At 52.8% G+C, this 25229-nt stretch carries 13 protein-coding genes; 6 read left to right on the top strand and 7 right to left on the bottom strand.

Annotated features, from left to right (window positions below; translation table 11 throughout):
* Positions 1 to 434 precede the first annotated feature (434 nt).
* Positions 435 to 7469, top strand: coding sequence for a putative Ig domain-containing protein (locus tag ACO064_RS12610; RefSeq protein WP_421831020.1), 7035 nt, complete (start codon positions 435 to 437; stop codon positions 7467 to 7469).
* Positions 7470 to 7556: 87 nt separating this feature from the next.
* Here the strand turns inward: ACO064_RS12610 and ACO064_RS12615 are convergent, their stop codons facing one another.
* Complete coding sequence (locus ACO064_RS12615) at positions 7557 to 10028, bottom strand: OmpA family protein (RefSeq protein WP_421827699.1); 2472 nt, start codon at positions 10026 to 10028, stop codon at positions 7557 to 7559.
* Positions 10029 to 10316: 288 nt separating this feature from the next.
* Here ACO064_RS12615 and ACO064_RS12620 point away from each other — a divergent pair, with 288 nt between their 5' ends.
* The gene (locus ACO064_RS12620; RefSeq protein WP_421827700.1) at positions 10317 to 11366 is read left to right on the top strand and encodes a sialidase family protein; all 1050 of its coding nucleotides are present in this window, start codon (positions 10317 to 10319) and stop codon (positions 11364 to 11366) included.
* A gap of 2 nt (positions 11367 to 11368) precedes the next feature.
* Here the strand turns inward: ACO064_RS12620 and ACO064_RS12625 are convergent, their stop codons facing one another.
* From ACO064_RS12625 to ACO064_RS12635, 3 genes are all read right to left on the bottom strand, one after another.
* Positions 11369 to 12073: a type II CAAX prenyl endopeptidase Rce1 family protein gene (locus ACO064_RS12625; RefSeq protein ID WP_421827701.1), complete on the bottom strand. Its 705-nt coding sequence runs from the start codon at positions 12071 to 12073 to the stop codon at positions 11369 to 11371.
* 947 nt (positions 12074 to 13020) lie between these two features.
* Entirely contained in the window at positions 13021 to 13734 is a 714-nt protein-coding gene (locus tag ACO064_RS12630; RefSeq protein ID WP_421827702.1) for a hypothetical protein, read from the bottom strand.
* Positions 13735 to 13823: 89 nt separating this feature from the next.
* Entirely contained in the window at positions 13824 to 15692 is a 1869-nt protein-coding gene (locus tag ACO064_RS12635) for a YfbK domain-containing protein (RefSeq protein ID WP_421827703.1), read from the bottom strand.
* 111 nt (positions 15693 to 15803) lie between these two features.
* Here ACO064_RS12635 and ACO064_RS12640 point away from each other — a divergent pair, with 111 nt between their 5' ends.
* The 4 genes from ACO064_RS12640 (at position 15804) to ACO064_RS12655 (ending at position 20129) form a co-directional block, all read left to right on the top strand.
* A complete protein-coding gene (locus ACO064_RS12640) occupies positions 15804 to 16394 on the top strand; it encodes an RNA polymerase sigma factor (protein WP_421827704.1) in 591 nt (196 codons plus the stop codon).
* Positions 16387 to 17595, top strand: a complete 1209-nt coding sequence (locus ACO064_RS12645) for a TonB family protein (protein WP_421827705.1) — start codon at positions 16387 to 16389, stop codon at positions 17593 to 17595. The genes ACO064_RS12640 and ACO064_RS12645 overlap by 8 nt, the downstream gene beginning before the upstream one ends.
* Before the next feature lie 95 nt (positions 17596 to 17690).
* Positions 17691 to 19280, top strand: coding sequence for a MutS-related protein (locus ACO064_RS12650; protein WP_421827706.1), 1590 nt, complete (start codon positions 17691 to 17693; stop codon positions 19278 to 19280).
* 210 nt (positions 19281 to 19490) lie between these two features.
* Positions 19491 to 20129 (top strand): porin family protein, encoded by a 639-nt coding sequence (locus ACO064_RS12655; RefSeq protein WP_421827707.1) that lies wholly within the window; start codon positions 19491 to 19493, stop codon positions 20127 to 20129.
* A 157-nt stretch (positions 20130 to 20286) separates the two neighbouring features.
* Here the strand turns inward: ACO064_RS12655 and ACO064_RS12660 are convergent, their stop codons facing one another.
* The 3 genes from ACO064_RS12660 to ACO064_RS12670 are packed head-to-tail and all read right to left on the bottom strand — an operon-like array spanning position 20287 to position 25183.
* A complete protein-coding gene (locus tag ACO064_RS12660; protein ID WP_421827708.1) occupies positions 20287 to 21783 on the bottom strand; it encodes a M28 family peptidase in 1497 nt (498 codons plus the stop codon).
* An 18-nt stretch (positions 21784 to 21801) separates the two neighbouring features.
* Positions 21802 to 23964: a 3-hydroxyacyl-CoA dehydrogenase NAD-binding domain-containing protein gene (locus tag ACO064_RS12665; protein ID WP_421827709.1), complete on the bottom strand. Its 2163-nt coding sequence runs from the start codon at positions 23962 to 23964 to the stop codon at positions 21802 to 21804.
* 10 nt (positions 23965 to 23974) lie between these two features.
* A complete protein-coding gene (locus tag ACO064_RS12670; protein WP_421827710.1) occupies positions 23975 to 25183 on the bottom strand; it encodes an acetyl-CoA C-acetyltransferase in 1209 nt (402 codons plus the stop codon).
* Positions 25184 to 25229 lie beyond the last annotated feature (46 nt).

The following is a 25229-nucleotide window of genomic DNA, read 5'->3' on the forward strand; positions in this document are numbered from 1 at the left end:
CAAAAAGAAGTATGACCTTTTAATAATTTAATCAAAGCAATTGACTCGCAGCTATGTTACCGATACGCTGATTATCAAAACATTAAGTTTACCGCTTAGTAAATTAGATTTCTACTAACATTGGACTTATTTGGATTTTTCTTATATTTCCATCCAGTTTTCCATCTGAATTTCAAAATTTCAGAGCCTAAATATACAGTACTTAGCGCTGCTAACTCCTTTTTATCGCCCTTAATGGATTTTTCCCATCTCATTTTACCCCAATTGTGAAGCACGATCTGCGCTGAATGACAACACTTAAGTAAATTTTAATGTATGACAAACCTCTGTACTAAACTCAACAACTTACTCCTGGCCCTTACACTGGTTGCTGTTTTTGCCTCGAATGGATACAGCCAAAGTCCGGCTTTTCAGAAGAAGTTTACGCCGGCGACCTGTCTGGTGCTGTTGGCTTTACGTTCGACAAAAACGGGGCCATGTACGTGTGGGGAATTGATGGCCGGATTACCCGGGTAGACCCTCAGACGAAGCAGAAAACGCAATTGCTGGATATATCATCTGAAATAGGACGATATGATGATTACGGGTTGCTGGGTATGACGCTTGACAACAACTTTCTGACCAATGGCCGGTTTTATTTGTTCTATGTCATCAAATATGCTTCCGTCAAATGGCAGGGGACATATGCCCGGGTTACGCGCTATGAAGCCAACAAAGATGACGGATTCAAATCGATTAAGGCCAATAGCCGCAAGGTACTGATTGGCGAACCCGACCCCAATAATCCGAGTAAAGGCGTTCCCGGCGACTGTATTCCACTGACATCCAGCTCACACGCCGGGGGCGGTATTTCGATGGGTGAAGACGGTTCGCTGCTGATTCCAACGGGTGACGGAGCCGCGCCAGCCTTCGACCAGGGCTCGTATTCCGAATCCTACTACAGTCAATCTATTCAAAACGGATTTATCACGTCTGCGGAAAACATCGGCAGCTATCGTTCTCAGGTCGACTATTCATTATCAGGTAAAATCCTTCGGATCAATCCCGAAAACGGGGATGGCGTGCCGGGCAATCCCGACTACAATCCCAGCGCTCCGCGTTCGATCAAAAGCCGGATTTTTGCTTCCGGTCTTCGCCAGCCCTTCCGGTCTTCGGTTCGTCCCAACACGGGGAGTGGCGACATCAACGCCGGAAATCCGGGCGCTTTGTACGTGGGCGATGTTGGCTTTACGGACTGGGAAGAAATCAACGTGGTGAAGAAAGGTGCCAATTTTGGCTGGCCTTTCGAAGAAGGTCAATATGCTTCCAAGCGCGCCTACAACAAAACGGAATACAAACCGGCGGGTGTAACGTTTACCAAACCGGTGATTGCCTGGCGTTCAGGGCCTGGGCAGGTCAACAACAACGGAACCCTGACCAATGTCAATGCAACACCAGCCAGCCTTTTGCCGGGCTATTGCGCCATTGGCGGTAGTTGGCATCCCGGTGGCGGAAACTACCCGGCCGAATACCAGAACTCGTATTATTTTGCCGATTTTAACGGGGGATGGATTTCCAAAATGGCTTTCGACAGCGACAATCAGCCCCAACCGGCAACGTTGACCAAACTGTTGGATGGGGGTAGCTCGTACCAGTATATCACCTGCATCGCTTTCAACCCGGTCGATAAAAACATGTACTACCTGCGCTATCCGGAAGATGGCGGTGAGCGCGTGCGTCGGGTCATTTACAACGGAGCGGCCGGTGGCAGCCCGCCGGTGGCCATCATTCTATCGGACAAAAGCAATGGATCGAGCCCACTTACGGTTAAATTTACCGGAAACACCTCCTATGATCCGGAAGGAAAAGCACTGACCTATGCCTGGGATTTTGGCGACAATACGAGCAGTACGTCCGCTAACCCCGAACATACCTTCACCACCACGTCGACCTCGACAGTTTATACCGTTAAGCTGACGGTTACGGACCCCGATGGAAAAACCCATCAGACCACGAAAGCGATCACCGTCAGCAGTGCCAATAATTCAGCACCGGTTATTGTCAGCACCAGTATCGACGGACTGACCCAAATGAACCTGGATGAAATCCGGAACATCAATCTGTCGGCAGTGATCACCGATGAAACCCCCGCCAATCAGTTGAGCTACAAATGGACGGTTTCGCTGTTCCACAACGATCACCAGCACGACGACTTTATAACCACCAGCCAGACCTCCTCGGCTTCCCTGCCGCCGATTGGCTGCGACGGAACCCTGACCTTCTGGTATGGCGTGAAACTGGAAGTGACGGATGCGGGTGGCCTGAAAACGGAAACGATTCGGTATATCTACCCCGATTGTGCCGGAACTTCGCAAACCATCACACTCAACGACATTGCCGACCGGGCTCCTAATTCAGCGGCCTTTACGCCGGCAGCCTCTGCTTCGTCGGGAAAACCCATTGTTTTCTACGTCATTGCCGGACCTGCAGTGATTGCGGAAGGCAAAGTGTTTTTGACAGGCCGCCTGGGCAAAGTAACCATTCGGGCTGCACAACACGGTGGGGACGGTTTTAAACCCGCCCGCCCGGTGGAGAAGTCGTTCAACGTCGTCTCCGATGCCGCCGACAAGCAACCGCCAACGGCACCGACATCTCTGGCACTCAGCAACATTACGCAGAATTCCATGCGGTTAACCTGGAACGCATCGACGGATAATGCCAGCGTAGCCAGTTACGAAGTGTATCGAAACAACGTTAAAATTGGCGACGTTACTTCCGGCACCAGTTACAACGCAACGGGACTGACGGCGGGTACGGAATATTATTTCTTCGTTCGGGCCATCGACCCGACCGGCAACGTGTCGGCCAATAGCAACACCGCAACGGGCACAACCACCGGAACCTCAACGCCACCGGCCAATTCGCCCCCAACAGCCCCATCGGTAGGAGCCTTGACGGCCACCGTTAATACGAGCTACACGTCGAGCCAGCTCCCGCCGTTCAACGATACGGATGGCGATGCCCTGACCTATACCCTGACCGGACTGCCCGGCACCTTGAACTTCAATGCCAGCACCCGCATCATCTCCGGAACGCCGACCCAGGCGACCTCCTACAACCTGACCTACAGCGCAACGGATGGCAAGAGCAGCGCAGTCAATACGACGGTTACGCTGACGGTTAACACGTCGGGTACCGGCAACCCGCCCCCAACGGTTACCGGAAACTTTGAAGGCTATCTGGATGTAGTCAATTGCAACACGATTTCGGGCTGGGTATTCAACTACGATAGTCCCAATGCGCCGTATACCGTCGAATTTCTGGCCGCAACCGGCGCCAATCCGTCGATCGAATCGGCCACCTCATTCGGCACCACGGTGGCCAGTAACTTCCGCCAGGATTTGCTGAATGCCGGCAAGGGAAATGGCGCGCATGGCTACAGTTTTGCGGTACCGAACAGCATCAAAACCAACCAGCAACAGACCATCTGGGGCCGCGTTCAGGGATCAACGTACGTGCTCATGTGGTCGCCCAAAACCCTGACCTGCGAAGGAACGGGAACGCCCGTGAATCCGCCCCCGGTTAAACCATCGGTTTCAGCCTTGGCGGCCACGGTTGGTGTCGCGTACAATTCCGGCCAGCTCCCGGCTTTCACGGATAGTGAACCGCTCACCTACACCATGACCGGCTTACCCTCCGGGCTGAATTTCGATGGCGGAACCCGCGTAATCTCCGGAACACCCACCCAGCAGGGAACCTTTACGATTACGTACTCAGCCGCCGACAGCCAGACTAAAACCGACCTCTCTATTACCCTGGTCGTTGCACCTGGCGGAACACCAACGAACCCGCCCCCGGTCAAACCCTCGGTATCAGCCCTGACGGCTACCATCAATGTAGCCTATACGTATACCCTGCCGGTTTTCACGGATAGCGAACCGCTGACTTATACCCTGACCGGTCTACCTACCAATCTCACGTTCAACCCATCGACCCGGGTGATTAGCGGAACACCGACGCAGCAGGGAACGTTTGCCCTGACGTATTCAGCCAGTGATAGTCAGAATAAAACCGATCTGGCGATTTCGCTGGTGGTTTCGGCGGGTGGCGTGGTGACCGGAAACTTTGAAGGCTATCTGGATGGCGTCAATTGTTCGACGTTTTCGGGATGGGTCTGGGATCGGGACAAACCCAATACTCCCATCACGGTCGAGTTTCTGGATGGGGCCACGGCCGCAACCGCGGTGTCCATCGGTTCCATTTCGGCCGACATTTTCCGCCAGGATCTGAAAAATGCCAACAAAGGCAATGGCGCCCACGGTTACGTTTTCACCGTTCCCGAAAGTGTGAAAGACAACCAGACGCACACCATCTGGGGCCGGGTACAGGGAGCAACCTATATTCTGAACTGGTCACCCAAAACGATCAATTGCGTCGGAACCGGAACGCCACCGGTCAATGCAGCTCCGGTAGCCCCCGCGAGCATCTCGCCCTTGTCGGCCACCATCAATGCTGCCTTCACGGCCAGTGCGCTGCCCGCCTTTACCGATGCCGAAAACGATCCGCTGACCTACACTCTGACGGGGTTGCCCAACGGCGTCAACTTCGATGTCAACACGCGTGTGATTTCCGGTACACCGACCGTCAGTGGCACCTTTAGTCTGACGTATTCCGCCAAGGACAGTCAGCATGCTCCGGTGCCAACCACGCTGACACTAACGGTTAACACTGGAGGCAGCACGCCACCAGTGAACGCAGCTCCGGTGGCCCCCGCGAACATAACGCCCCTGTCGGCCACCATCAATGCCGCCTTCACGGCCAGTGCACTGCCTGTATTTACCGATGCTGAAAACGATCCACTGACCTACACCCTGACGGGTTTGCCCAATGGCGTCAACTTCGATGTCAACACGCGTGTGATCTCCGGTACACCAACCGCGAGTGGTCCTTTTAGCCTGACGTATTCCGCTAAAGACAGCCAGAATTCACCGGTTTCGACCACGCTAACCCTGACGGTTGCCAATTCGTCGACACCTCCGCCGACTGGCGCGTACGAAGGTTTCCTGGATGTGATCAACTGCGAAGGAGATATTTTCGGGTGGGTTTGGGATGCCAATCAACCCAACACTCCGCTGAACATTGAAATCCGGGATGATGGCAACCTCATTGCGACCATAACCGCTTCGCTGGCCCGGCCTGATCTGGTGAGTGCCGGGAAAGGCAACGGACAACACGGTTATTCCTTCATTATTCCGGCAACGCTGAAAAATGGACAAAACCACAGCATCGGAATGCGAGTTCAGGGAACATCGTACGAATTGATGGGCTCTCCGAAAACGCTTAACTGCCCCGGCGACGGAAGTCCGCTGCCCAACGATCCGAGCAACCAGCCACCGACCGGCCCTACCCTGGCGATTCAAAACCGCGAAATTGGCGTAGCGACAACGTATACAATTCCGGAGTTTACCGATCCCGAAGCCGGGGCGCTAACCTATGCCCTCAACGGTTCGGTTCCGGGTCTAAGCTACTCGGTGGCAAGCCGAACGCTGAGTGGTTCGCCCACAACGTTGGGGACGTTTACGACCAGCCTGATCGTGACGGACCCCAAAGGAAAAACAGCCTCGGCTCTGCTGACCTTCGTCATCACGAATGCTGGCCCACCGGCCAACGTTCCTCCGGCAGCCCCGGCGGTTTCGCCCCTGTCGGCCACGGTCAACGTCGCCTATTCGTCCACCTTACCGGCTTTCACCGATACCGATCCGCTGACCTATACCCTCACCGGGTTGCCATCGGGATTGGGTTTCAACACCGGCACCCGCGTCATTTCCGGAACGCCTACGCAGCAGGGTACGTTCTCACTGACGTATGCCGCCAACGACGGAAAAGTCACGGAAGACATGACAATTACGCTGACCGTTGCGGCTGGCGGTACCGCGCCCCCACCGGCTCCGGCGGGTAATTTCGACGGATACCTGACGCAGGAAGTCAATTGCAATACGCTTTCAGGCTGGGCCTACGACCGCACGAGTGTCAACCGGGTGGTCACGGTCGAGTTCTTCGATGGTGCTTCGATTGCAACGGGTCGGCTCATCGGGTCGATTGCGGCCGATGTCTTTAAACAACACCTACTGGATGCCGGTAAAGGAAACGGAGTTCACTGGTACGACTTCCCCATACCGGAAAGCATCAAAGACGGCCAGAACCATACGATCTGGGCACGGGTGCAGGGATCGGAATTTACGCTCAAATGGGCTCCTAAAACCATCCGATGCGTCGGTTCCGGAACCCCGACGAATGCCGCGCCGGTTGCGCCGTCTGTTTCGGGCCTGTCGGCTACCATCAATGTCGCCTTCACGGCCAGTGCATTGCCGGTCTTTACCGATGCCGAAAACGATCCGTTGACGTATACCCTGACGGGATTGCCCAATGGCGTCAACTTCGATGTTAATACGCGTGTGATTTCCGGAACACCAACGGCGAGCGGTACCTTTACGCTGACCTACTCGGCCAAAGACAGCCAGAATGCCCCGGTTCCAACCACCCTGACGCTGACCGTCGGCGGAGGAGGAACACCAACGAATGCGGCCCCCGTAGCCCCCGCGAGCATCTCACCCCTGTCGGCCACCATCAATGTCGCTTTCACGGCCAGTGCGCTGCCGGTTTTCACCGATGCCGAAAATGATCCGCTGACCTACACCCTGACGGGGTTGCCCAACGGCGTCAACTTCGATGTCAATACGCGTGTGATCTCCGGTACACCGACCGCCAGCGGCCCCTTCACGCTGACTTACTCAGCCAAAGACAGCCAGAATTCGCCGGTTTCAACCACGCTAACCCTGACGGTCAATACCGGTGGTGGCACTACGCCCCCGCCCACCAGTGGCGGCAGTGGACCGGGCAGTTACGAAGGGTACCTCGATGTGGTCAATTGCAGCACCATTCAGGGTTGGGTTTGGGATCGAAACCGACCCAACACCCCGATTGCGCTGGAATTCCTGGATGGGAATACGGTGGTAGGCGCGGTCGATGCCAATATTTTCCGGCAGGATCTGAAAAATGCCAACAAAGGCAACGGGATTCACGGGTATATCTTCACGGTACCGGCTTCACTCAAGGATGGGCAGAATCACTCGATCAGTGGTCGGGTGCCGGGTGGTAATTTCACCCTGAAATGGTCGCCCAAAATTCTGAACTGCCCCAATGGTGGTCGTGAGGGCGTTGCCACGGCAGAATTCACCTCCGATCTGTCGGTTAGTCCGAACCCCAGCAGCGGCCGGGTGGTCATCAGCTTCCGGCTGGCGGCCCAAAAAACCGCCCAACTGCAGGTGGTGGATGTGCTGGGCCGGGTTACGTGGCAGCAGGCCGTCGTTGGCAATGGCAAAGTGCAACACCAAACGGTGGATTTGAGCCAGGGCGGAACCGGTCTTCACTTTGTTCAGTTGAAAACCGGCGAACAGCAACTTATTAAACGTCTGCTGATTACCCAGTAAAAAATAGTTTTGAGTTGGAAAAGCCGCAGATCAATCGTCTGCGGCTTTTTTGTGTTCGCTTTTTTTACTAAAAACCAGTCCGAACGGCTACTTGATCGACAACACTTTGAATTCGGTTCGGCGGTTTCGCTGGTGTTCGGCCTCCGTACAATTCACTTCATTGGTGCAATTGTTGAGCAGAACCGATTCGCCATAACCGGCTGCAACCATTCGTTTGCGGCTAATCCCTTTCGACGCCAGGTAGCTGACCACCGAATTGGCCCGTTGCGCCGATAGATACCGGTTGTAAGCCGCATCGCCCCGGCTGTCGGTGTGCGATCGGAGTTCGACCGTGAGCAAGGGATATTTCTGCATGGTAGCCACCAGTTTATCCAGTTCCCGGGACGCATCCGACCGAATCGTCCACTTATCGAGGTCGTAATAAATGTTGTCCAACTGAACAATGTCGCCCACGCGAAGCATGTTCAAATCTGCCGACAGCACTTTGGTGGTCGCCCTGGATGTCAGTTTTTTAATCCGGTTGGTATTGGTGCCATATCGTTCCTTCGAGGCACTGAGGGTATAGTCGCAGCCTTCCGTCAGTTCAAATTCATACCGGCCATCGACGCCGGTGGTGATTTGCCGGATGGCGCCGTCGCAGTCGTTTTTCAAATTGACCGTAACACCTTCGATCGGCTTCCGGTCCTTTTCGCTCATGACCGTACCCCGTACTTTGGCTTTCTGAGAATCGACAATATCCCAGCCGTCGTTCACCGGAAGCGGTATATACTGCACGGTATCGATTATTTTCGGGGGTTGATTCAGCGCAATTTCCAGCCGGGAAGGCGAATCGTCGGTAAGTGAATTGGTTGAGAAACCAACCGTGCTGGTCACGTAACTATCTTTGGAAGCCCGAAAAATAAAATCGTTGTTAGACTCCAGACACAACTGCACCAAACCATCTTTTTTGGTCACCACCGTCCGGTCTTTGCGTCCTTCGCCCCGGGCTTTTATGTCGATCAGCACACTGTCGATGGGCTGCTTCGTTACCTCGTCGTAAAACCGGAGCGTCAGGTTCCGGCATCCGTAGAGCGAACTTTCCCGGACAAACCGGAAAATGTCGTCGTTGCCTTTTTGCCGGTTGGTGCTGAAATAACCGCCCTTTCGGTTTCCGTCGGTAATCATTCCAAAATCGTCCTGATCGGAATTGATCGGCGCATCGAGGTGTTCGACCGGCCCCACGGGTGCTCCATTAACGAGTGGAGCGTAGTAAATATCGAGGCCACCCAGCCCTTTTCGGCCATCCGAGGCAAAATACAGATTGCCCCTTTCGTCGATAAACGGGAATAAATCGTTGCCTTTCGTATTGATTTCTTTGCCCAGATTGACCGGTTTCGACCACTGGCCGTTTTCATTCCGGGCGACATACAAATCCGTCCCGCCGACGCCCCCCGGCATATCGGAAGCAAAAAACAGCAAGCGGTCGTCTTTGCTCATGGCCGGATGCCCAACCGAGTAATCGTCGCTGTTGAACGGCAATTCCTGAATATTGATCCAGGTGCCGTTTTGCTGAACGGCAGTATAGAGCTTGAGGTTTGTAACCCCTTCCGTACTTTGGCGTACCCGCCGACCATCGTAGTTATTCCGGGTAAAAACGACCTGATAGCCATCGCTGAAAAATGTAACCGGCCCTTCGTGGTAGCGGCTATTGAGCGAACGGCTGAAAGGCTGGACGGTTTTCGAAAACCGCAATCCTTCCGAAATATTGATCCCGCCATCGTATCCGCCAATGGTACGGGAATCGTTGGCTGAAGCGCGGCTGCGCGAATTGCCGCCGGACCGTTGGGCCTTACGAGTCTTTGTCGACACCGGTTTCGAAACCGTGCCATCGGCTTTAATCAACTGCGTGGCCTTCAACTGCTGCCGGTCCTGGACGTAAAAGAGGTCGAGATAACTGCCTCCCCCGCCTTTTCCGGCCGTTTCGATGGCGGCACTCGCTTTTTTTCCGGACACGAACACCAACCCGTCTCGGTAATACATCGGACTGAATTCAGCGTTCGAGGTGTTGAGCGCGAGGACTTCCAGCCGGTATCGAGTCGGTGTTTTTTTGCCGATCACACCCGTCGTTGGGTCTAAAAACGGCGAGGACTCTGCTTGGACTGCTTTTTCTTTCAGCTTGTTGTATCGGTCATACTGCTTCTGCGATTCGCTGTATTTTCCATTGGCCGCCAGGGTTTGGGCATAGTGCAGATAACTTTCAATGTGGTTTCCAGTCAACTCGGTTGCGGTGGTTAACGCCTGGTAAGCACGCTCGGCTTTTTTCAAATCACCCGCCAGTTGATAGGAATGTGCCAGATTAGCCTGCGCCGTCGTGCGTTGTTCAGCCGTCAACTTGTCCGGCAAATCGTCCAATAATTGATTGTAAATCTCAATGGCCCGCCCGTAGGCTTTCAGGGTATACTGCCGGTTTGCCTGCTGCAATAGCGTATCGGATTGTGCATAGCCGACAGCCACCGCACAGAAAAACAATCCGCAGGTGAACCAGAACTTATGCCAACGTTTCAAAATACAAGTGCCCATACTTGATCGTGCCAAAACCATTTACTATGCCAAAGCTGTCCTTTTTTTGACAGGCTGCATTTTATTGTTTGACAAAGCAACTAAAAATAAGCTACGGATTTGCTCCATCAACACGATTAGACCAATAAAATCCACGGATTGGTAACAAATCTGATGGTGCATAAATCATGCCAGCCAAAAACTGGCGGAGTTGATACCAATTTTCGGTTCGCCTGGAAAAGCAAACGCTTCCAACGAATTATTAGCTAAATTCGCTACCTCAATCCTGATCCTTTATTTTTATATACCATGCCCTCCTTTTTCTATCTGGTGCTGTACGGGTTTGCCATTCTCCTGACTGGCCCGGTAGCCGACTCTGATCATCTGGTAGCACCCGGCCATTTGCCGGTGGTGGTGGCCGAACCCAGCGGCAAACTGCATCTGACTTTTGGTCAGGATTCGGCGATTTATTACGCGACCACATCCACTAAAACCGCGTCATTCGGTACACCTACCGTGGTAGCGGTTCTGCCAAACCTGGTGGCAGGTGCCAAGCGAGGCCCCCAAATCGCGGTTACGGCCCAATACGTCGTTATCAGTGCCGTCAACCGGGCGGGTGATCTTTTTGCCTATTCACTGGACCGGGCAACGGGCCGGTGGTCATCCGCCGTGCGGATGAATGATGTGCCTCAGATTGCCAAGGAGGGGTTTCAGGCCGTCGCCGGGGCGTCGCGCGGAGTGTTTCATGCCGCCTGGCTCGACCTTCGGGACGATAAGAAGAACAAGATTGTGGGCACCACCTCCCGCGACGGGGGCCGAACCTGGTCGGCCAATCACGTGATTTATCGCTCCCCCGACGGCACGGTTTGCGAATGTTGCCGGGTTTCGATGGCGGCAAAAAACAATGACGTGTATGTGCAGTTCCGCAACTGGCTCGACGGCTCCCGGAATTTATACCTGGCCCACTCGACCGACGGCGGAAAAACGTATGCCCCGGCTCAAAAACTGGGAACCGGCACCTGGCCCTTAAAAGCCTGCCCGATGGACGGCGGTGCCGTGGCGGTTTCGGCTGCGGGCCAACCCTTTACCGCCTGGCGACGCGAAAACACGCTGTATACCTGCCAGCCCGGCGAACCGGAGCAAGCCATCGCTACCGGCCGCAACGTAACGCTCACCGCCGGATCAACGGGACCACTCCTGGCCTGGGACGATGCCGGGACGGTTTGGGTGAAATCCGGGAACAAGCCTGCGGTTTCGGTCGGAAAGGGTCAGATGCCCAGTGTGGCCGTGGCTGGCAAAACCGCCGTCTGCGTTTGGGAATTGGAGGGAAAGGTGATGACGGGGACGGTGGGGTTATAGGATTAATCCAGTGTAAATAGTTTAGGCCATTCTACGGAACCATTAATCAGAATATGGAGCAAAACGGACCATATCAATCCGTTGTTAATTCGAATGGTGCTGGCAATCAAGCCCATAAAAAATTGAGGCAGGACGTAAATGGGATATAGATACCATACCGAGTAATGGATCGGATCAAAATTGGTAATGTGAGCCAGGCTGAAAATAGCAGAGGAAACGATGATCCATCTGGAAGAGCTTACAGATGAATAGACATCTAAAACTTTCTTTTCAAACCGACGTAGTACTAAAAAAATACTTAGGCAACCCAACATTCTGATGTAGTAAGAAAACCCATCAATATAGTAAACGTCGCCTGTAAAGTAAAAAAGTAATAAAGACACTGAAATAGCGATTGTAAAACCCGAGGGCTTCAAAAATAACCTAAAGGCTAGTTCTTCAAAAATTGGAATCAAAATTGTAACCAGAAACACGCCGTAAAATAGACCTATATCTTTAAGAAGATCATCGACCCTAAAACGTGTAGACTTAATTGAAGGCTCACCGAGCCAGGGAAGAATTTTATTATCAACGATTAAAATAAAAATGATGGATAATAAAGCAAAAGTAATATAGAGCAACCATCCTTTAAATACAGATTTAAAGTTATCCTTAGAAGTGTTACCTGCGTATAATATTTCATTAAAAAAATCTAATAATCTATACATTAGGACTTACGTCTGATAATTATTACACTTTCGCTTTTGCCCCTAAATCCCCTAAAGAGGACTTGGACGCAGCTAAATCCGGATGCAGAAAGTCCCCTTTAGGGGATTTAGGGGCAAAAGCGAAAGTCCTATTCATATAACGCTTTTTTAAGCGTTAATAACTGAATCAATTTTAGGTTTATCTTTAAATGTGTTCAGTGTTTCGTACCCTCTGATAACAGGTCCAAATTTTATAGTAACAGATACATTTTCAATAATATCTTGCCTACTGTCAAGTAAAAATAAAATGAAACTTTATCTGGCAAATTCTTTCCCGATGTCAAAAAAATACCTTAGAATCGCCAATGAAATCATGCACATCCCTATCATGTAGAGAAATAAATTGATGGTCTTCTCAGCATCTGAATCTAATTTATTCATCTGAATAGCGTTAATCAATCTGGATTAGACGGCTTTAACACTAAAAACACAGCTCACTACGGACATTTCCCACACAGTCTACCTAAGAAATACGCCAATTGGCCTGCCAGTAAAATGAAAAAGCAAACAGCCATTACCAACATAAAGATTTTCTCGATATCTAACGTATCGGTGTCTAATCCACGCTTTAGGTCGCGTTTGATCAGCCTGTATAAATTGGTAATAGTTGTCATATTCTTGAGCGTTATTTAAAGCGGTTTTTTCGCGAGACCTAATGATACGTTCTTTGGCATAGTCATATCCCAAATGAAACAACCTGAACAAGGTTAGTATTAACACCGTTAACCAGGCTAGTTTTACTAGTTTTGACGCGATATGCATTCGGTTTTTCTTACCTTAGACGCACCGAGGACCAAAAAGTAACGCTTACCCTACCGCTTTCTTCATAACTGAAAAACCAGTAGGCTTGAAACAAAAAAGCCGCCCTGATCCTCAGACCAGAGCGGCTTTTGCAACGCTCTCCAAAATTAATTGCCCGGCTTCACCTCCGCAACGACTTTGATCTTGTTGTAATACAAGGTCGTTAGTCCTTCGAAACCGGAATCCGTGCCGACCAGCAACCACAACTCCCCGGCGTCGTTGGTTTTGGCCGTAATCGGCTGTGCCGTGCTGCGCTGAATGAGTTTATACTGCGTTGCGTCATCGCCGGCACCGACGTTGCCCAACACCGGCACGGCATCGCTGCCCGTAGCCTGGTTGCCTTTGTCGATGTTCAGGCGGTAATCGTCGCCTTCCTTCACCTTCTTTGGTTCTGTGGCCAAAACTCCGGCTTTCAGGTAGACACTGCCCCCCGGCGAACCGCCGATCCCGACGCTGTTTGTGGCGTATTTCGACGCTAATTCTATCTCAAAATCGATCGAATACGTCTGATTTGGTTTCAAACCCGTCACTTTCTTTTTCAGAAACATGAACAGATCGTCGCTGCGGTTGTGGCCCGAAATCATGAACGACTTTTTGGAAACATCCAGCGGCTCGGGCAACGCCTTGTGGCCCGACTGAAACTCAATAATATCCTCCTGCGCCGTCGAATAATCTGTCACTTCGGCAACCCAGCCGTCGGTATTGGCCCGAAAATCAGAGTTGGTCAAGGTTACCGGCCCATTGGGATCCACTTCACTATCCTGACAAGCCGCGCCCATGAATAACCAGATGGCGGCAAACGTCCATTTTACAAACTTCATACGGGTACTTTTTCGTGAAAAATAAACAAACGGTGTGATAGCTACCGGTTGAATGACCCCGGCTTGGAAGGCACCGTTGGAACGTTCGTTTATTTTTCGGCGGTTTTCTTCGCCACTTCCGACCCATTCGACAGAGAATGAGCCAGTTTCACCAGCCGAATAAATTCACTCCGGTAGCCTTCCGGGTCACGGCCCAGCGCCTGTTTTGCCAATGTTTCGACCTGATTATACTGCGCATTGCCCTTGAATTCCGAGTCCCGGAGCAGCAGCCCGAATTCGGCGACGGAAGCCGAAAACCGGAAGTCGGCGGAGGTGTTGCCCCACTTTTGCGGCTCGTACGTTACGACCTGTTTCATCAACTGGCTGGTTTCGTCATCCGGTTTTTTGTAGCGGATTTTCAGTGTCAGCAATTCATTCGGGTTGCCCGTCGAAGTTGCCTGCTGCCGGTATTTCAGTGGGTCCACTTTCTGCAAATACCGGCTTTCGATGCCCGCCGGAATGATTTCGTATAAAGCCGTCACGGTGTGCCCCGATCCCATTTCACCGGCGTCTTTCTTGTCGTCGTGGAAATCTTCGTTGTTCAGCATCCGGTTTTCGTAGCCAATCAGCCGATAACCCTGTACCCGCGCCGGGTTGAATTCCAATTGGAGTTTCACGTCTTTCGCGACCGTGAAGAGCGTCCCCCCGAACTCTTTGCCAAACACCTTCTGTGCTTCCTGCAAATTGTCGATGTACGCGTAATTACCGTTGCCTTTGTCTGACAATACTTCCAGTTTGTTGTCTTTGTAGTTGCCCATTCCGAAACCCAGCACACTCAGAAAAACGCCCGACTTCCGCTTTTCCTCCACCAGCCGCTGCATGTCACCGTCGCTCGAAACGCCCACGTTGAAATCGCCGTCGGTGGCCAGAATCACGCGGTTGTTGCCATCTTTTCGGAAATTTTCCTGCGCCACCTGATACGCCAGCCGGATGCCTTCGCCCCCCGCCGTGGAACCTCCCGCCGACAACTGACTGATCGCATCCTTGATTTTTTGCGGCTCATTGCCCGGCGTCGAAGGCAAAACCAGCCCGGCGGCTCCGGCATAGACGACAATCGCAACCCGATCCTGCGGACGAAGTTGATCGACCAGCAAGCCCAGGGCGGTTTTGACAAGCGGCAGTTTGTTGTTAGATTCCATCGAACCCGATACGTCGATCAGAAAAACCAAATTGGAGGCAGGCAGGTTGCCGGTCGGAATGCTTTTGGCCTGTAACCCGATGCGGAGCAGTTGCAAACCCGGATTCCAGGGGGAGTCGGACAACTCGGTTTTAACCGCCACCGGATCAGTCCCGGTCGGTTGCGGATCGTCGTATTCGAAGTAATTGACCATTTCCTCGATCCGGACGGCGTCTTTGGGCGGCAAGTTTCCGCCGTTCAAAAACCGCCGGATGTTGCCGTAAGCAGCCCGGTCTACATCGACCGAAAACGTGGTAACGGACTGGCTCTGAGCCATTCGAAAGCCGGTTTCATCAATTTTGTTGTAATCTTCGGTGTTAAAAACAGGAACGACTACGTGTTCAACCGCGTAGGAAGTGGCCGACCGCATACCCACACCCATCGGCCTCGGCATACTTTGTTGATGAACCGTACCATATCCGACCACCACCGATTCCTGCAACCCCCGGACATCGGTATTCAGTTTGACATCGACAACGGTTTGCGTCGTAATTTTCACTTCGGCTCGCTGAAAACCGATCGAATTGAAGATCAGCAATTGGGGACCGTCCGGCACAGCGATGGTGTAGCGGCCGTCGGCGTTGGTGGTTGTACCGGCCAGAGCGCCCCGGAAAGCGACATTCACGCCCGGCAGTGGCTGGTTCGTGAGGGCATCCGTCACGCGGCCCGTAATGGTACGACTGGATCGAACGGTCGATACGAAAAGCAGTCCGAGCATCAGAATTGAAAAAATAGTGCGCATGGTCGTATGGAATTGAGGAGTCTTTTTTCTCCTATGGATGCAAACCGGTTTTGAATTCCATACGGCACCGAAACTTTTTTTTGTAAGTTGCATAGCAGCCGTATCCAGCGTATGTTTTTCAGGCAGTTCCGAAAACCCAAACCCGTTACCGACGCAGACTACCTTTCGGCTTATAAAACTACGGGCGACCTGGAACTGCTTGGGGCATTGTATGAACGGTATATGGACCTGGTGTATGCGGTGTGTTACAAGTACTTGCGCGACGAAGACGAAAGCAAAGACGCGGTGATGCAGTTATTTGAACAACTGATTACGGATTTGCGGAAATACGAGATTCAGAACTTTAAAAGCTGGCTTCATTCAACCGCTCGGAACCACTGCCTGATGCACTTGCGGCAACGGAAAATGATCGCGGGGGAGGTGAATGACGAGACCGAAAGCAGGGCGATGCCGCTGACGGTTTGGCCGGAAACCGACGGTCTGGAACTGGAAACGAAGTTGAACCAACTGGACGATTGCCTGAAAACGCTGTCGGAGGAACAACGCACCAGCATTTCCCTGTTTTATCTGAACCAGAAAACCTATGCCGACATTGCCGAACTGACCGGCTACGATCCCAAGCACGTGAAAAGCCATCTGCAAAATGGCCGACGAAACCTGAAAATCTGCCTGGACCGGAACACCGACGCAACCCATGACTGATGCCAACCGACATAACGACCTCCTGACCGCCGACGACCTGCGCAACTACCGGGCCGGTACGCTTTCTGCGGCCGACCAGCACCGGGTGGAACGGCTGTTGCTGGAAAATCCGCTGTATGCCGACGCGCTGGAAGGGCTGGAAACCGCTGAACAGGAAGGCGTTGCGCTCAGTACGGCGTCGAATGCGTTGCGCAAACGGTTGCAAAACCGCATAGGCGACCCAAAAATCCGGCGATGGCCGGTTTGGATCCCGGCGGCCGCGGCTTCGGTGGTGCTGGCGTTGAGCATTGGGCTATATTTTCAGTTTCAGGAAAAACCAGAATCCGAGAAGGCGATTAGTCTGCCAGCACCAGAAATTTCAGCGTCAGAAGAGACCGCTTCGCCAGTCTTTCCTACCGAAATCCCTCGTTCGGAACGGATTGCGAAAAAGGTTGTGCCGCCGAAACCTGCACTGGCAGCCCCAAAAGTGGCACAGAACCCTCCCAAAGACAGCCTGATTTTTCCGAAGAATTATTTAATTGCCTCTTCGTCAGAACGGAGGGCAGCACCCGGATCGTTTCGTTCAGCATCCGAAGAAATCGTGGTTTACAACACGGCTGGTCTTGATAATCCGGGATTGAGCGGTCAAGTGACGGACGAAGCGAACCAACCCCTGGCGGGTGTTTCGATTGTTGCCAAAAATGCCCGACGTAGCAGCAGTAGCGATTCGTTGGGACGGTTCCGGTTGGGGAATGTCGAGAAAAATGATTCCTTACAAATCATGTCCGTCGGTTTTGAAACGCAAACCGTTCGGGTTGCTGACCTTGAAACCACCAAAATCCAGCTAAAACCGGATTCAAGGGCCCTGTCAGAAGTCGTTGCAATCGGATATGGTCAACATACGCCTGCAGCGAGACGGGTATCCTCGCTGGCCCTGGCGAACTCTGGCGCACCCTCCGCCCCGGCCAACTTCAAAACCTATCTCGAAGAAAACCGCCGGATGCCGCCCGAAGCAAAGGCGAAAAACATTGTCGGCACGGTTCGAGTCCGGTTTCAGGTCGCTGCCGACGGTTCGGTCAGCCAGTTCACGATTGTGCAATCGCTCGGGTACGGCTGCGATGCAGAAGCCATTCGACTCATCCGCGAAGGCCCGCGCTGGAAACCGGCTTTCCGGAATGGCCAACCATTCATCCAGTTTGTGGAACAGGACATTGCGTTCTGAAACCGTCTAACCGTCAGGGCTGTTTTCGGCGAAAATTCCCGGTAACTTGCCGGACTGATGTTCTACCCAAACCGGTCATCTGCTTCGGAAAAGACATGCTTCAATCCAAAAAAAAGGCACAACTACAGGAGACCCACGGCAAACCCAAATCAGAGTCGTTCGAATTTTTCAGGATTGAGCAATTCTTCGCCAACCGACCGAAAGAAAGCACGGATCACCTCATTTCCGACAAAACCTATCAGGATCTGGATTTTGACGAGGTCTTCATGTTCGTAGACCGGACGGTTTCGAAAGTGGGCCAGCAATATTTATACGCCAGGCTGCGAACCATCGATTTTTTAGAGGCTAAAAACCAGTCCTTCGAACGTCTCATCAAAACCTTTCAGGACGATGGCAGATTACGGGAAGATGCGGGAATTCAGCTCGCCAGTCTTTCGCACCAGAACGCCTATTACATTCCGTCGTTGTTTTTAAAATCCCATCTTCAGCCTCCAGACTGGTTTTGGGTGGTGAAGGTGCTGCCCTTTATCAGCGTTTTTCTACTGTTGCTGCTTCCTTTTTACCCGCCCGCATTTCTGTGGTTATTTGGCATTCTGGCGATTAATTATGCCATTCATTACTGGAACAAAAACAATGTATACCAGTACATTGCCTCCATTCCGCAACTGCTTCGTTTGAACCAGGTTGCGAAAGAACTGCGCCAGCATGAAGCCTTAAAACCGGAAACCGACCACGTCAATCAGGCGATTGAAATCCTCGATGAAATGGGCTATTCGATGTCTTTTTTCAAACTGGAGTCCAAATTGCAGAGCGAAGTGGGTATGATCGTGGAAGTGCTTACGGAACTTTTCAAAGCCCTATTTCTCATCGAACCGCTGTTGCTGTTTCGGGTTCTCCACCAAATCGACGCGAAAAGGGCGCAGATCGACGCGGTTTTTCAGTACGTCGGCAGGATCGATACGGCCCTATCCATTGCCTCGCTGCGGAAAGGTGTAACGCACTATTGCCAGCCGGAAATCACGGAAAAAGCGAAAAAACTCAGTGCGACGGATTTGTATCATCCGCTGATTCCCAATCCCGTTGCAAATTCCATTACCCTCGTCGATAAATCGGTTTTGCTGACGGGGTCGAACATGTCGGGAAAAACCACCTTTATCCGAACGATCGGGATCAATTGCATTTTGGCCCAAACCATTCATACTTGTTTCGCCAGGGAATTCAAGCTCCCGCCGATGCGCGTTTTGTCCGCCATTCGCATCGCCGACGATCTGCTCAGCGAAAAGAGTTATTATTTCGAGGAAGTGCTGACCATCAAAGGGATGATTGACGAAAGCCAATCTGAAATCCAAACCTTATTTCTGCTGGATGAACTTTTCAAAGGAACCAATACCGTCGAGCGAATCGCGGCCGGAAAAGCCGTGCTGACGTATCTGAACAAAGGGCCACACCTGGTTTTTGTTTCTACGCACGACATCGAACTCACTGATTATCTAAAAGATACGTTTGATTTATACCACTTTACCGAAATCGTGGAAGAAGACCGGATCGCTTTTGATTTCAAGCTCCGGGAAGGCAATCTCAAGACCCGGAACGCCATTCGGATTCTGGAACTGAATGCCTACCCGGCGGAGGTGATTCGCGAAGCCAATGCTTTATCGGAGAAAATGAGCAATGTGAATGGCTGAAATCCGTTGCCTTTTAAAAGCACTGCCAAAACCGGGACAACCAATGGCTCGTTTTCGTTCAGTGGATTCGGTCTTTTTAAAGCAGCACCGTTTTACGGAAACCTTTATCTTTGCGCCCTTCGAAAAAATGTCAAACATTTAATGACAGGAACAGTTGTAATGAATGCAAATCAAACTCACCTCACGCGAATGAATCGATTACATTGCACAATGAAAAGAAGTATAGTATTGGGAATGATGTTATTAGTAGCCAGCTCGTCTACCCTGCTGGCCCAGCAACGCTGGAGTGCCGGCCCCCGTCTGGGCGTCAATATCTCGAGCCTGTACGGCAAGAGCAGTTATTACAATGCCAAAGTCGGTTTAGTGGCGGGTGGCTTTGTCAGCTACAGTTCGATCAATCACTTTGGTATTTCGGCAGACGTTCTGTATTCGCAACGGGGTGGTAAATACGATCAACCCAGCGACCGAAGCAGCCATACGCAGTACCTCAACTATCTGGAGATTCCGGTGGTTGCCCGGTATTATCTGAACCTGAGCGGCAATTTCCGCCCTAATCTGTTCATCGGGCCCTCTTTAGGCATTTTGCTGAACTCCAAGCGCACGGATTCTATTTACCAGGGGCAGTCCTTCCCTGATGCGAAAACCGATGAAGAATTTGAACCCCTCGACCTGGGTGGAACGGCTGGTTTTCAGGCTAATTTTAAAGTCAAAAATCGCCAGCGTTTCCTGATCGATGCGCGGTATACCCTCGGCCTTACGAACGTCAGAACGAACCCATCGCCCTGGCTCGGTAATTCAACCGTGTCACTCACCCTCGGTTACAGCTTCGGCATTGGCCGAAACTATTAACATGTATTTCAGACTTTCGCTTTCTGCCCCTAAATCCCCTAAAGGGGACTTTAGCATCCGGATTAAGCTGCCGTACAAGTCCCCTTTAGGGGATTTAGGGGCAGAAAGCGAAAGTGTAACAAAATTATCAGACATAAGTCCTACGTAGATACGTATATCACTGTCCGTATAACGCTTTCGAAGCGGCTTCGTATTTATCACCGGCAACCCATTGGGGCCGGGCGGGTTTGTTGGCAATCAACCGGGCGGCATACGAAAAGGCTTGGCTGAACTTGAGCAAATACCCGAAATCAATTGTTTCCGGGTTGTCAGCCGCCTGGTGGTAATACTTCATAAGTTCCTCATCAAACTTCTTGAAACCGGCCGAGAACGTCGGGGCCGGGATTCCTTTCACCGCAAAATTGACGTTATCAGAGCGATCGAACAGATTTTGTTCGGGAGCTGGATCGGCAAAAACGCTCAATCCTAAGGCTTTGCCGGCGGTTTCTATCTCGGTTTTTGCGCCCGTTCGCTCCAGACCAACCACTGAAATGAGCGTGGTGTCGTTATAACCTGCGCCGTCGCTGTTCAGGTTAAAAATCGTTTGTTTCAACGGAATCAGCGGGTGTTCGGCGTAATACCGACTGCCCAGTAACCCCATTTCTTCGGCCGTTAAGGCCAGAATCAGAATCGACCGTTTGGGCCGTTGCGCCTGCAAGGCCTTCGCCGACGCCAACAATGCCACGGTTCCGAAGGCGTTGTCGCGCGCGCCGTTGAAGATGCTATCGGCCGGCGTATACGGCTGACCGCCTTGCTTGCCAATGCCCACATGATCGAAATGGGCCGACAGTAACACGTATTCGTCCTTCAGTTTCGGGTCGCTTCCTTCGATAACCCCCGCCACATTCACCGCATTGACAAGCTGCTGCGAACGACCCGACGTCTGAACCGTCACCGTTTGAGCGGCATCTTTCAGTCCGGCCAACTGGTTTTTTCCGTTATCGACCCAAAGGTGCAACAGCGTCGGCAATTCGGTGGACGTGGCCAGCGTCATTTGCTCACCCTGAAACGCCCGGGTTACAATCGGCCACGGATACGTTCCGCTCGTGTAGAGTTCAATCAGCCCAGCGGCTCCTTTCTCGGCCGCTAGTTTCCGCTTCTGTTCTGAAGCCGCCAGCAAGCCCCGGTTGGTGGTAACTTCGGGCGAACCGACCTGAGCCACCACGATTTTCCCCCGCACGTCACGCCCGTTGTAGCCATCGGCGGTTTCCGTCAGACCATAGCCGACGTATACGGTTTCCGCTTTCAAATTCGTCTCCTTTCCACCGATCACCACAAACTGTTTTCCCGCTTGCAGCGAATCGTTGCCGATTTGCAGTTTGGCGTAAGCAGCCGGTTTTGACCGGAGAAAGGGCACTTTCTGAAAATAATCCGCTTGCCCGGCCACCGGTTTTAGCCCCAGCGTCCGAAATTGTTCGGCAATGTAGCGGGCGGCCACAAAATTGCCCGGATCGCCCGTCCGGCGGCCCTGGAGTTCGTCGGCGGCCAGAAAGCGCATGTGCGCTTCGAGTTCGGTGCGACTGAGTTTGGATTCGGGAAGTTTGGCTACCGGCTGCGCCACCGCCAGGGCGGAAAGGAAAAAACCGGTTAACAAAAAGCCGTACGATTTCTGCATGATTGTGAAGTGTATAATTTAATTGGGTTGTTCAAAACGGCTGTTCCCCTGTTCGGCCTTGTCGCGCAGGTTTTGGGTGGGGCGAAACCGCTCTCCGCAGGCATCGGCCAGCCGGTCGGCTTCCTGCACAAAGGTTTTTATACCCACAAAATCGACAAACGACAGCGTGCCGCCCGTGTAGGCCGGAAAACCCCAGCCCAGAATGGAGCCAATGTCGGCGTCCAGTTGGGTTCGAATCACGCCTTCTTCAAAACAGCGTACGGTTTCGATCACCTGCCGGTACAACAACCGCTTTTTAATTTCGTCAATCGAAGGCTGATTTTCGGCCAGCGGGAAGAGTTCCGACAAACCCGGCCAGAGGTGTTTCTTTTCGCCCTCGGGATAGTCGTAAAAACCGGCTTTCGATTTTTTCCCCAACCGGCCCAGGGCCACAAATTTTCCGGCTACCTGATACGCCGTATCGTCGTCGGACATCACGCCATCCCGGATGCTCTGACCGGAAATTTTGCTGATCAAATCCAGCGCGACTTCGTCGGAAACGGCCAGCGGTCCCACCGGCATCCCGGCATTTTTTCCCGCGTTTTCGATCAAAACCGGATTCACGCCTTCTTTGAGCAACTCCATCCCTTCCGACGTGTAGGTCGTAAACACCCGCGACGTGTAGAAACCGTGGGAGTCGTTAACCACAATCGGCGTTTTGCGGATCTTTTTCACAAAATCCAGGGCGAAAGCGAGCGCATAGTCCGACGTTTGTTTTCCCACGATCACTTCCACCAACTGCATCTTATCGACCGGCGAAAAGAAATGCAGACCGATGAAATTTTCGGGTTTGGCCGATGCCTGCGCCAGTCCGCTGATCGGCAGGGTCGAGGTGTTCGACGCAAAAACGCCCGATTCAACCAGCATTGGTTCAGCTTCTTTCGTGACCTGTGCTTTCAAATCACGGTTTTCAAAAACCGCTTCGATAATAAGGTCACAGCCCCGCAAATCTTCGGCTTCGGCGGTGGTTTTGATCAGATTCAAGGTGGCTTCGGCCTTTTCGGGCGTTCCTTTCCCCCGCTCGATGGCTTTTTTGAAGACCGTCCGCGAATAGGCTTTGCCTTTTTCGGCCGCTTCGACCGACACATCTTTCAAAACCACTTCCAGACCGGCCAGTGCGGCTGCGTACGCAATGCCCGATCCCATCATACCAGCTCCCAGAATACCGACTTTTTTGACGTCTGTCGCCGGAATCGTCTTCGGACGGCTGATGCCTTTGTTGACTTCGTTCAAACCCAGAAACATCGTTTGGATCAACCCTTTGGCCACTTTCGAGGTCGCGACCTGCACAAAATACCGGGCTTCGATCACCAGCCCGCGGTCGATGTTCACCTGCAACCCTTCGTAAACGCACGACAGGATGGCGAGGGGGGCCGGGTAGTTTCCGCGCGTTTTTTCCATCAGCATCGCTGTTCCTGCACTGAACACCCGCGCCCCCGTCGGGCTTTGCACCGCTCCACCCGGCACCTTGAAATGCTCTTTTCCGACAATCCGACCGGTTTTTCGGTCACGCTCGTCCCACGGTTGCAAGGGTTCGGGATGGGCAGCAAGCCACGCAAAGGCTTTTTCCAGCAATTCGTCGCGGGACGTCGCCAGCTCATCGACCAGACCCAGGGCCAGGGCTTCTTTCGGACTCACGCGTTTGCCTTCCAGTAACAATGGCAGGGCCGCTTCCATCCCGAGCATTCGGGGCAACCGCTGGGTTCCGCCCCCGCCGGGCAGCAAACCCAGCGTCACTTCAGGCAAGCCAATGACGGCTTTCGGGTTATCGAGTGCAATCCGGTGGTGACAGGCCAGACAGGCTTCGTAACCGCCACCCAGCGCCGTACCGTTGATAGCAGCGACCACCGGTTTTCCCGATGTTTCGATGCCCCGGAAAACCCGGTTCAGTTCCGCCGAAACCTTCAACATGTCCCCCGGCTCTTTGTCATTATTGCGGAGAATCATTTTCAGATCGGCGCCGGCAATGAATTCATTTTTCTCCGACGTAATGATGATGCCTTTGACCTCCGCGTCGTCGTAAGCCCGTTGCAGCGCAGCCTCGAACGCAGGTAAAGAATCGTCGTTGAGCACGTTCATGGGCGAGCTGGTCATGTTCCAGCTCAGCATAGCGACGTTTCGATCGATGGTGTAGTTAATCATGGTCAATGGCTTAGTTGATTCGTTCAAAAACCGTGGCAACACCCATTCCTCCGCCCACGCAGAGCGTTGCCAGCCCCGTTTGCCGACCGGTTCGTTCCAGTTCGTCCAAGAGTGTCGCCGAAAGAATGGCCCCGGTTGCGCCCAGCGGATGCCCCAATGCAATGGCTCCGCCGTTCACATTCAACCGGCTGTGATCGACGCCCAATTGGTCCATATACAGCAACGGAACGGCCGCAAACGCTTCGTTTACTTCAAACAGGTCGATGTCGCTGAGCTGCATACCGGCTTTCTTCAGCACTTTCTGCGTGGCCGGAACCACGCCGGTGAGCATGATCGTCGGTTCGGTTCCAATAACGGCAAAAGCCCGGATGCGGGCGCGGGGTTTCAGACCGGTTTTTTCACCAAATTCTTTCGAACCAATCAACAGTCCGGCGGCTCCGTCGACAATCTGTGAGGAATTTCCCGCGTGGTGAATGTGGTTGATTTGGGCCAGATCGGCGTATTTCAGTAGGGCCAGCGCATCGAAACCGGCTTTCCCGATGGCTTCAAAGGCGGGTTTTAGTTTCGACAGACTTTCGGCGGTGGTGCCCGGACGAACACCTTCATCGCGATCAAGCAGGGTAGCGCCTAGCTCGTCTTTGATGGCAACCAGTGTCCGGCCAAACCGGTTTTCCTGCTGGGCCACCGTAGCGCGTCGGTACGATTCGGCCGCAAAGGCGTCGGCATCGGCGCGGCTAAAACCGTATTTGGTCGCAATTAAATCGGCGGAAATACCCTGCGGAATGATGTTGTGCCGGGCCACAATCTGCGGATTCATGAAAAGCGCCCCGCCGTCGGAACCGATGGGAACGCGGGACATCGACTCCACACCACCGGCCACAACGGCTTCAAACTGCCCCGACAGGACATAAGCTGCCGCCATGTTGATGGCTTCGAGTCCGGACGAGCAAAAGCGGTTTAGTTGCACCCCGGCGACGGTTTCGGCGTAGCCCGCTTCGATGACAGCGGTACGGGCGATGTCGGCGCCCTGTTCGCCAATGGGCGTTACGCAGCCCATGATGACGTCGTCGAGAAGAGCGGTATCGAGTTGATTCCGGTTCTTGAGTTCGCGCAGAACGCTGGTCAGTAATTGAATGGGCTGGACGTCGTGGAGGGAGCCGTCACTTTTTCCCCGGCCACGGGGTGTGCGAACAGCGTCATAAACAAAGGCCTGGGTCATAGGAATGGTTGCTTATCGGATTTCACAACCGTATGCGGACATACGA

It is taken from the genome of Larkinella sp., assembly GCF_965227735.1.
In the GTDB taxonomy this organism is placed as follows: Bacteria; Bacteroidota; Bacteroidia; order Cytophagales; family Spirosomataceae; genus Larkinella.

Bases quoted from the DNA above. Each gene is read 5' to 3' on its own strand.
- ACO064_RS12615 (WP_421827699.1), bottom strand. From the start codon at position 10,028: ATGGGCACTTGTATTTTGAAACGTTGGCATAAGTTCTGGTTCACCTGC.
- ACO064_RS12620 (WP_421827700.1), top strand. From the start codon at position 10,317: ATGCCCTCCTTTTTCTATCTGGTGCTGTACGGGTTTGCCATTCTCCTG.
- ACO064_RS12625 (WP_421827701.1), bottom strand. From the start codon at position 12,073: ATGTATAGATTATTAGATTTTTTTAATGAAATATTATACGCAGGTAAC.
- ACO064_RS12630 (WP_421827702.1), bottom strand. From the start codon at position 13,734: ATGAAGTTTGTAAAATGGACGTTTGCCGCCATCTGGTTATTCATGGGC.
- ACO064_RS12635 (WP_421827703.1), bottom strand. From the start codon at position 15,692: ATGCGCACTATTTTTTCAATTCTGATGCTCGGACTGCTTTTCGTATCG.
- ACO064_RS12640 (WP_421827704.1), top strand. From the start codon at position 15,804: ATGTTTTTCAGGCAGTTCCGAAAACCCAAACCCGTTACCGACGCAGAC.
- ACO064_RS12645 (WP_421827705.1), top strand. From the start codon at position 16,387: ATGACTGATGCCAACCGACATAACGACCTCCTGACCGCCGACGACCTG.
- ACO064_RS12650 (WP_421827706.1), top strand. From the start codon at position 17,691: ATGCTTCAATCCAAAAAAAAGGCACAACTACAGGAGACCCACGGCAAA.
- ACO064_RS12655 (WP_421827707.1), top strand. From the start codon at position 19,491: ATGAAAAGAAGTATAGTATTGGGAATGATGTTATTAGTAGCCAGCTCG.
- ACO064_RS12660 (WP_421827708.1), bottom strand. From the start codon at position 21,783: ATGCAGAAATCGTACGGCTTTTTGTTAACCGGTTTTTTCCTTTCCGCC.
- ACO064_RS12665 (WP_421827709.1), bottom strand. From the start codon at position 23,964: ATGATTAACTACACCATCGATCGAAACGTCGCTATGCTGAGCTGGAAC.
- ACO064_RS12670 (WP_421827710.1), bottom strand. From the start codon at position 25,183: ATGACCCAGGCCTTTGTTTATGACGCTGTTCGCACACCCCGTGGCCGG.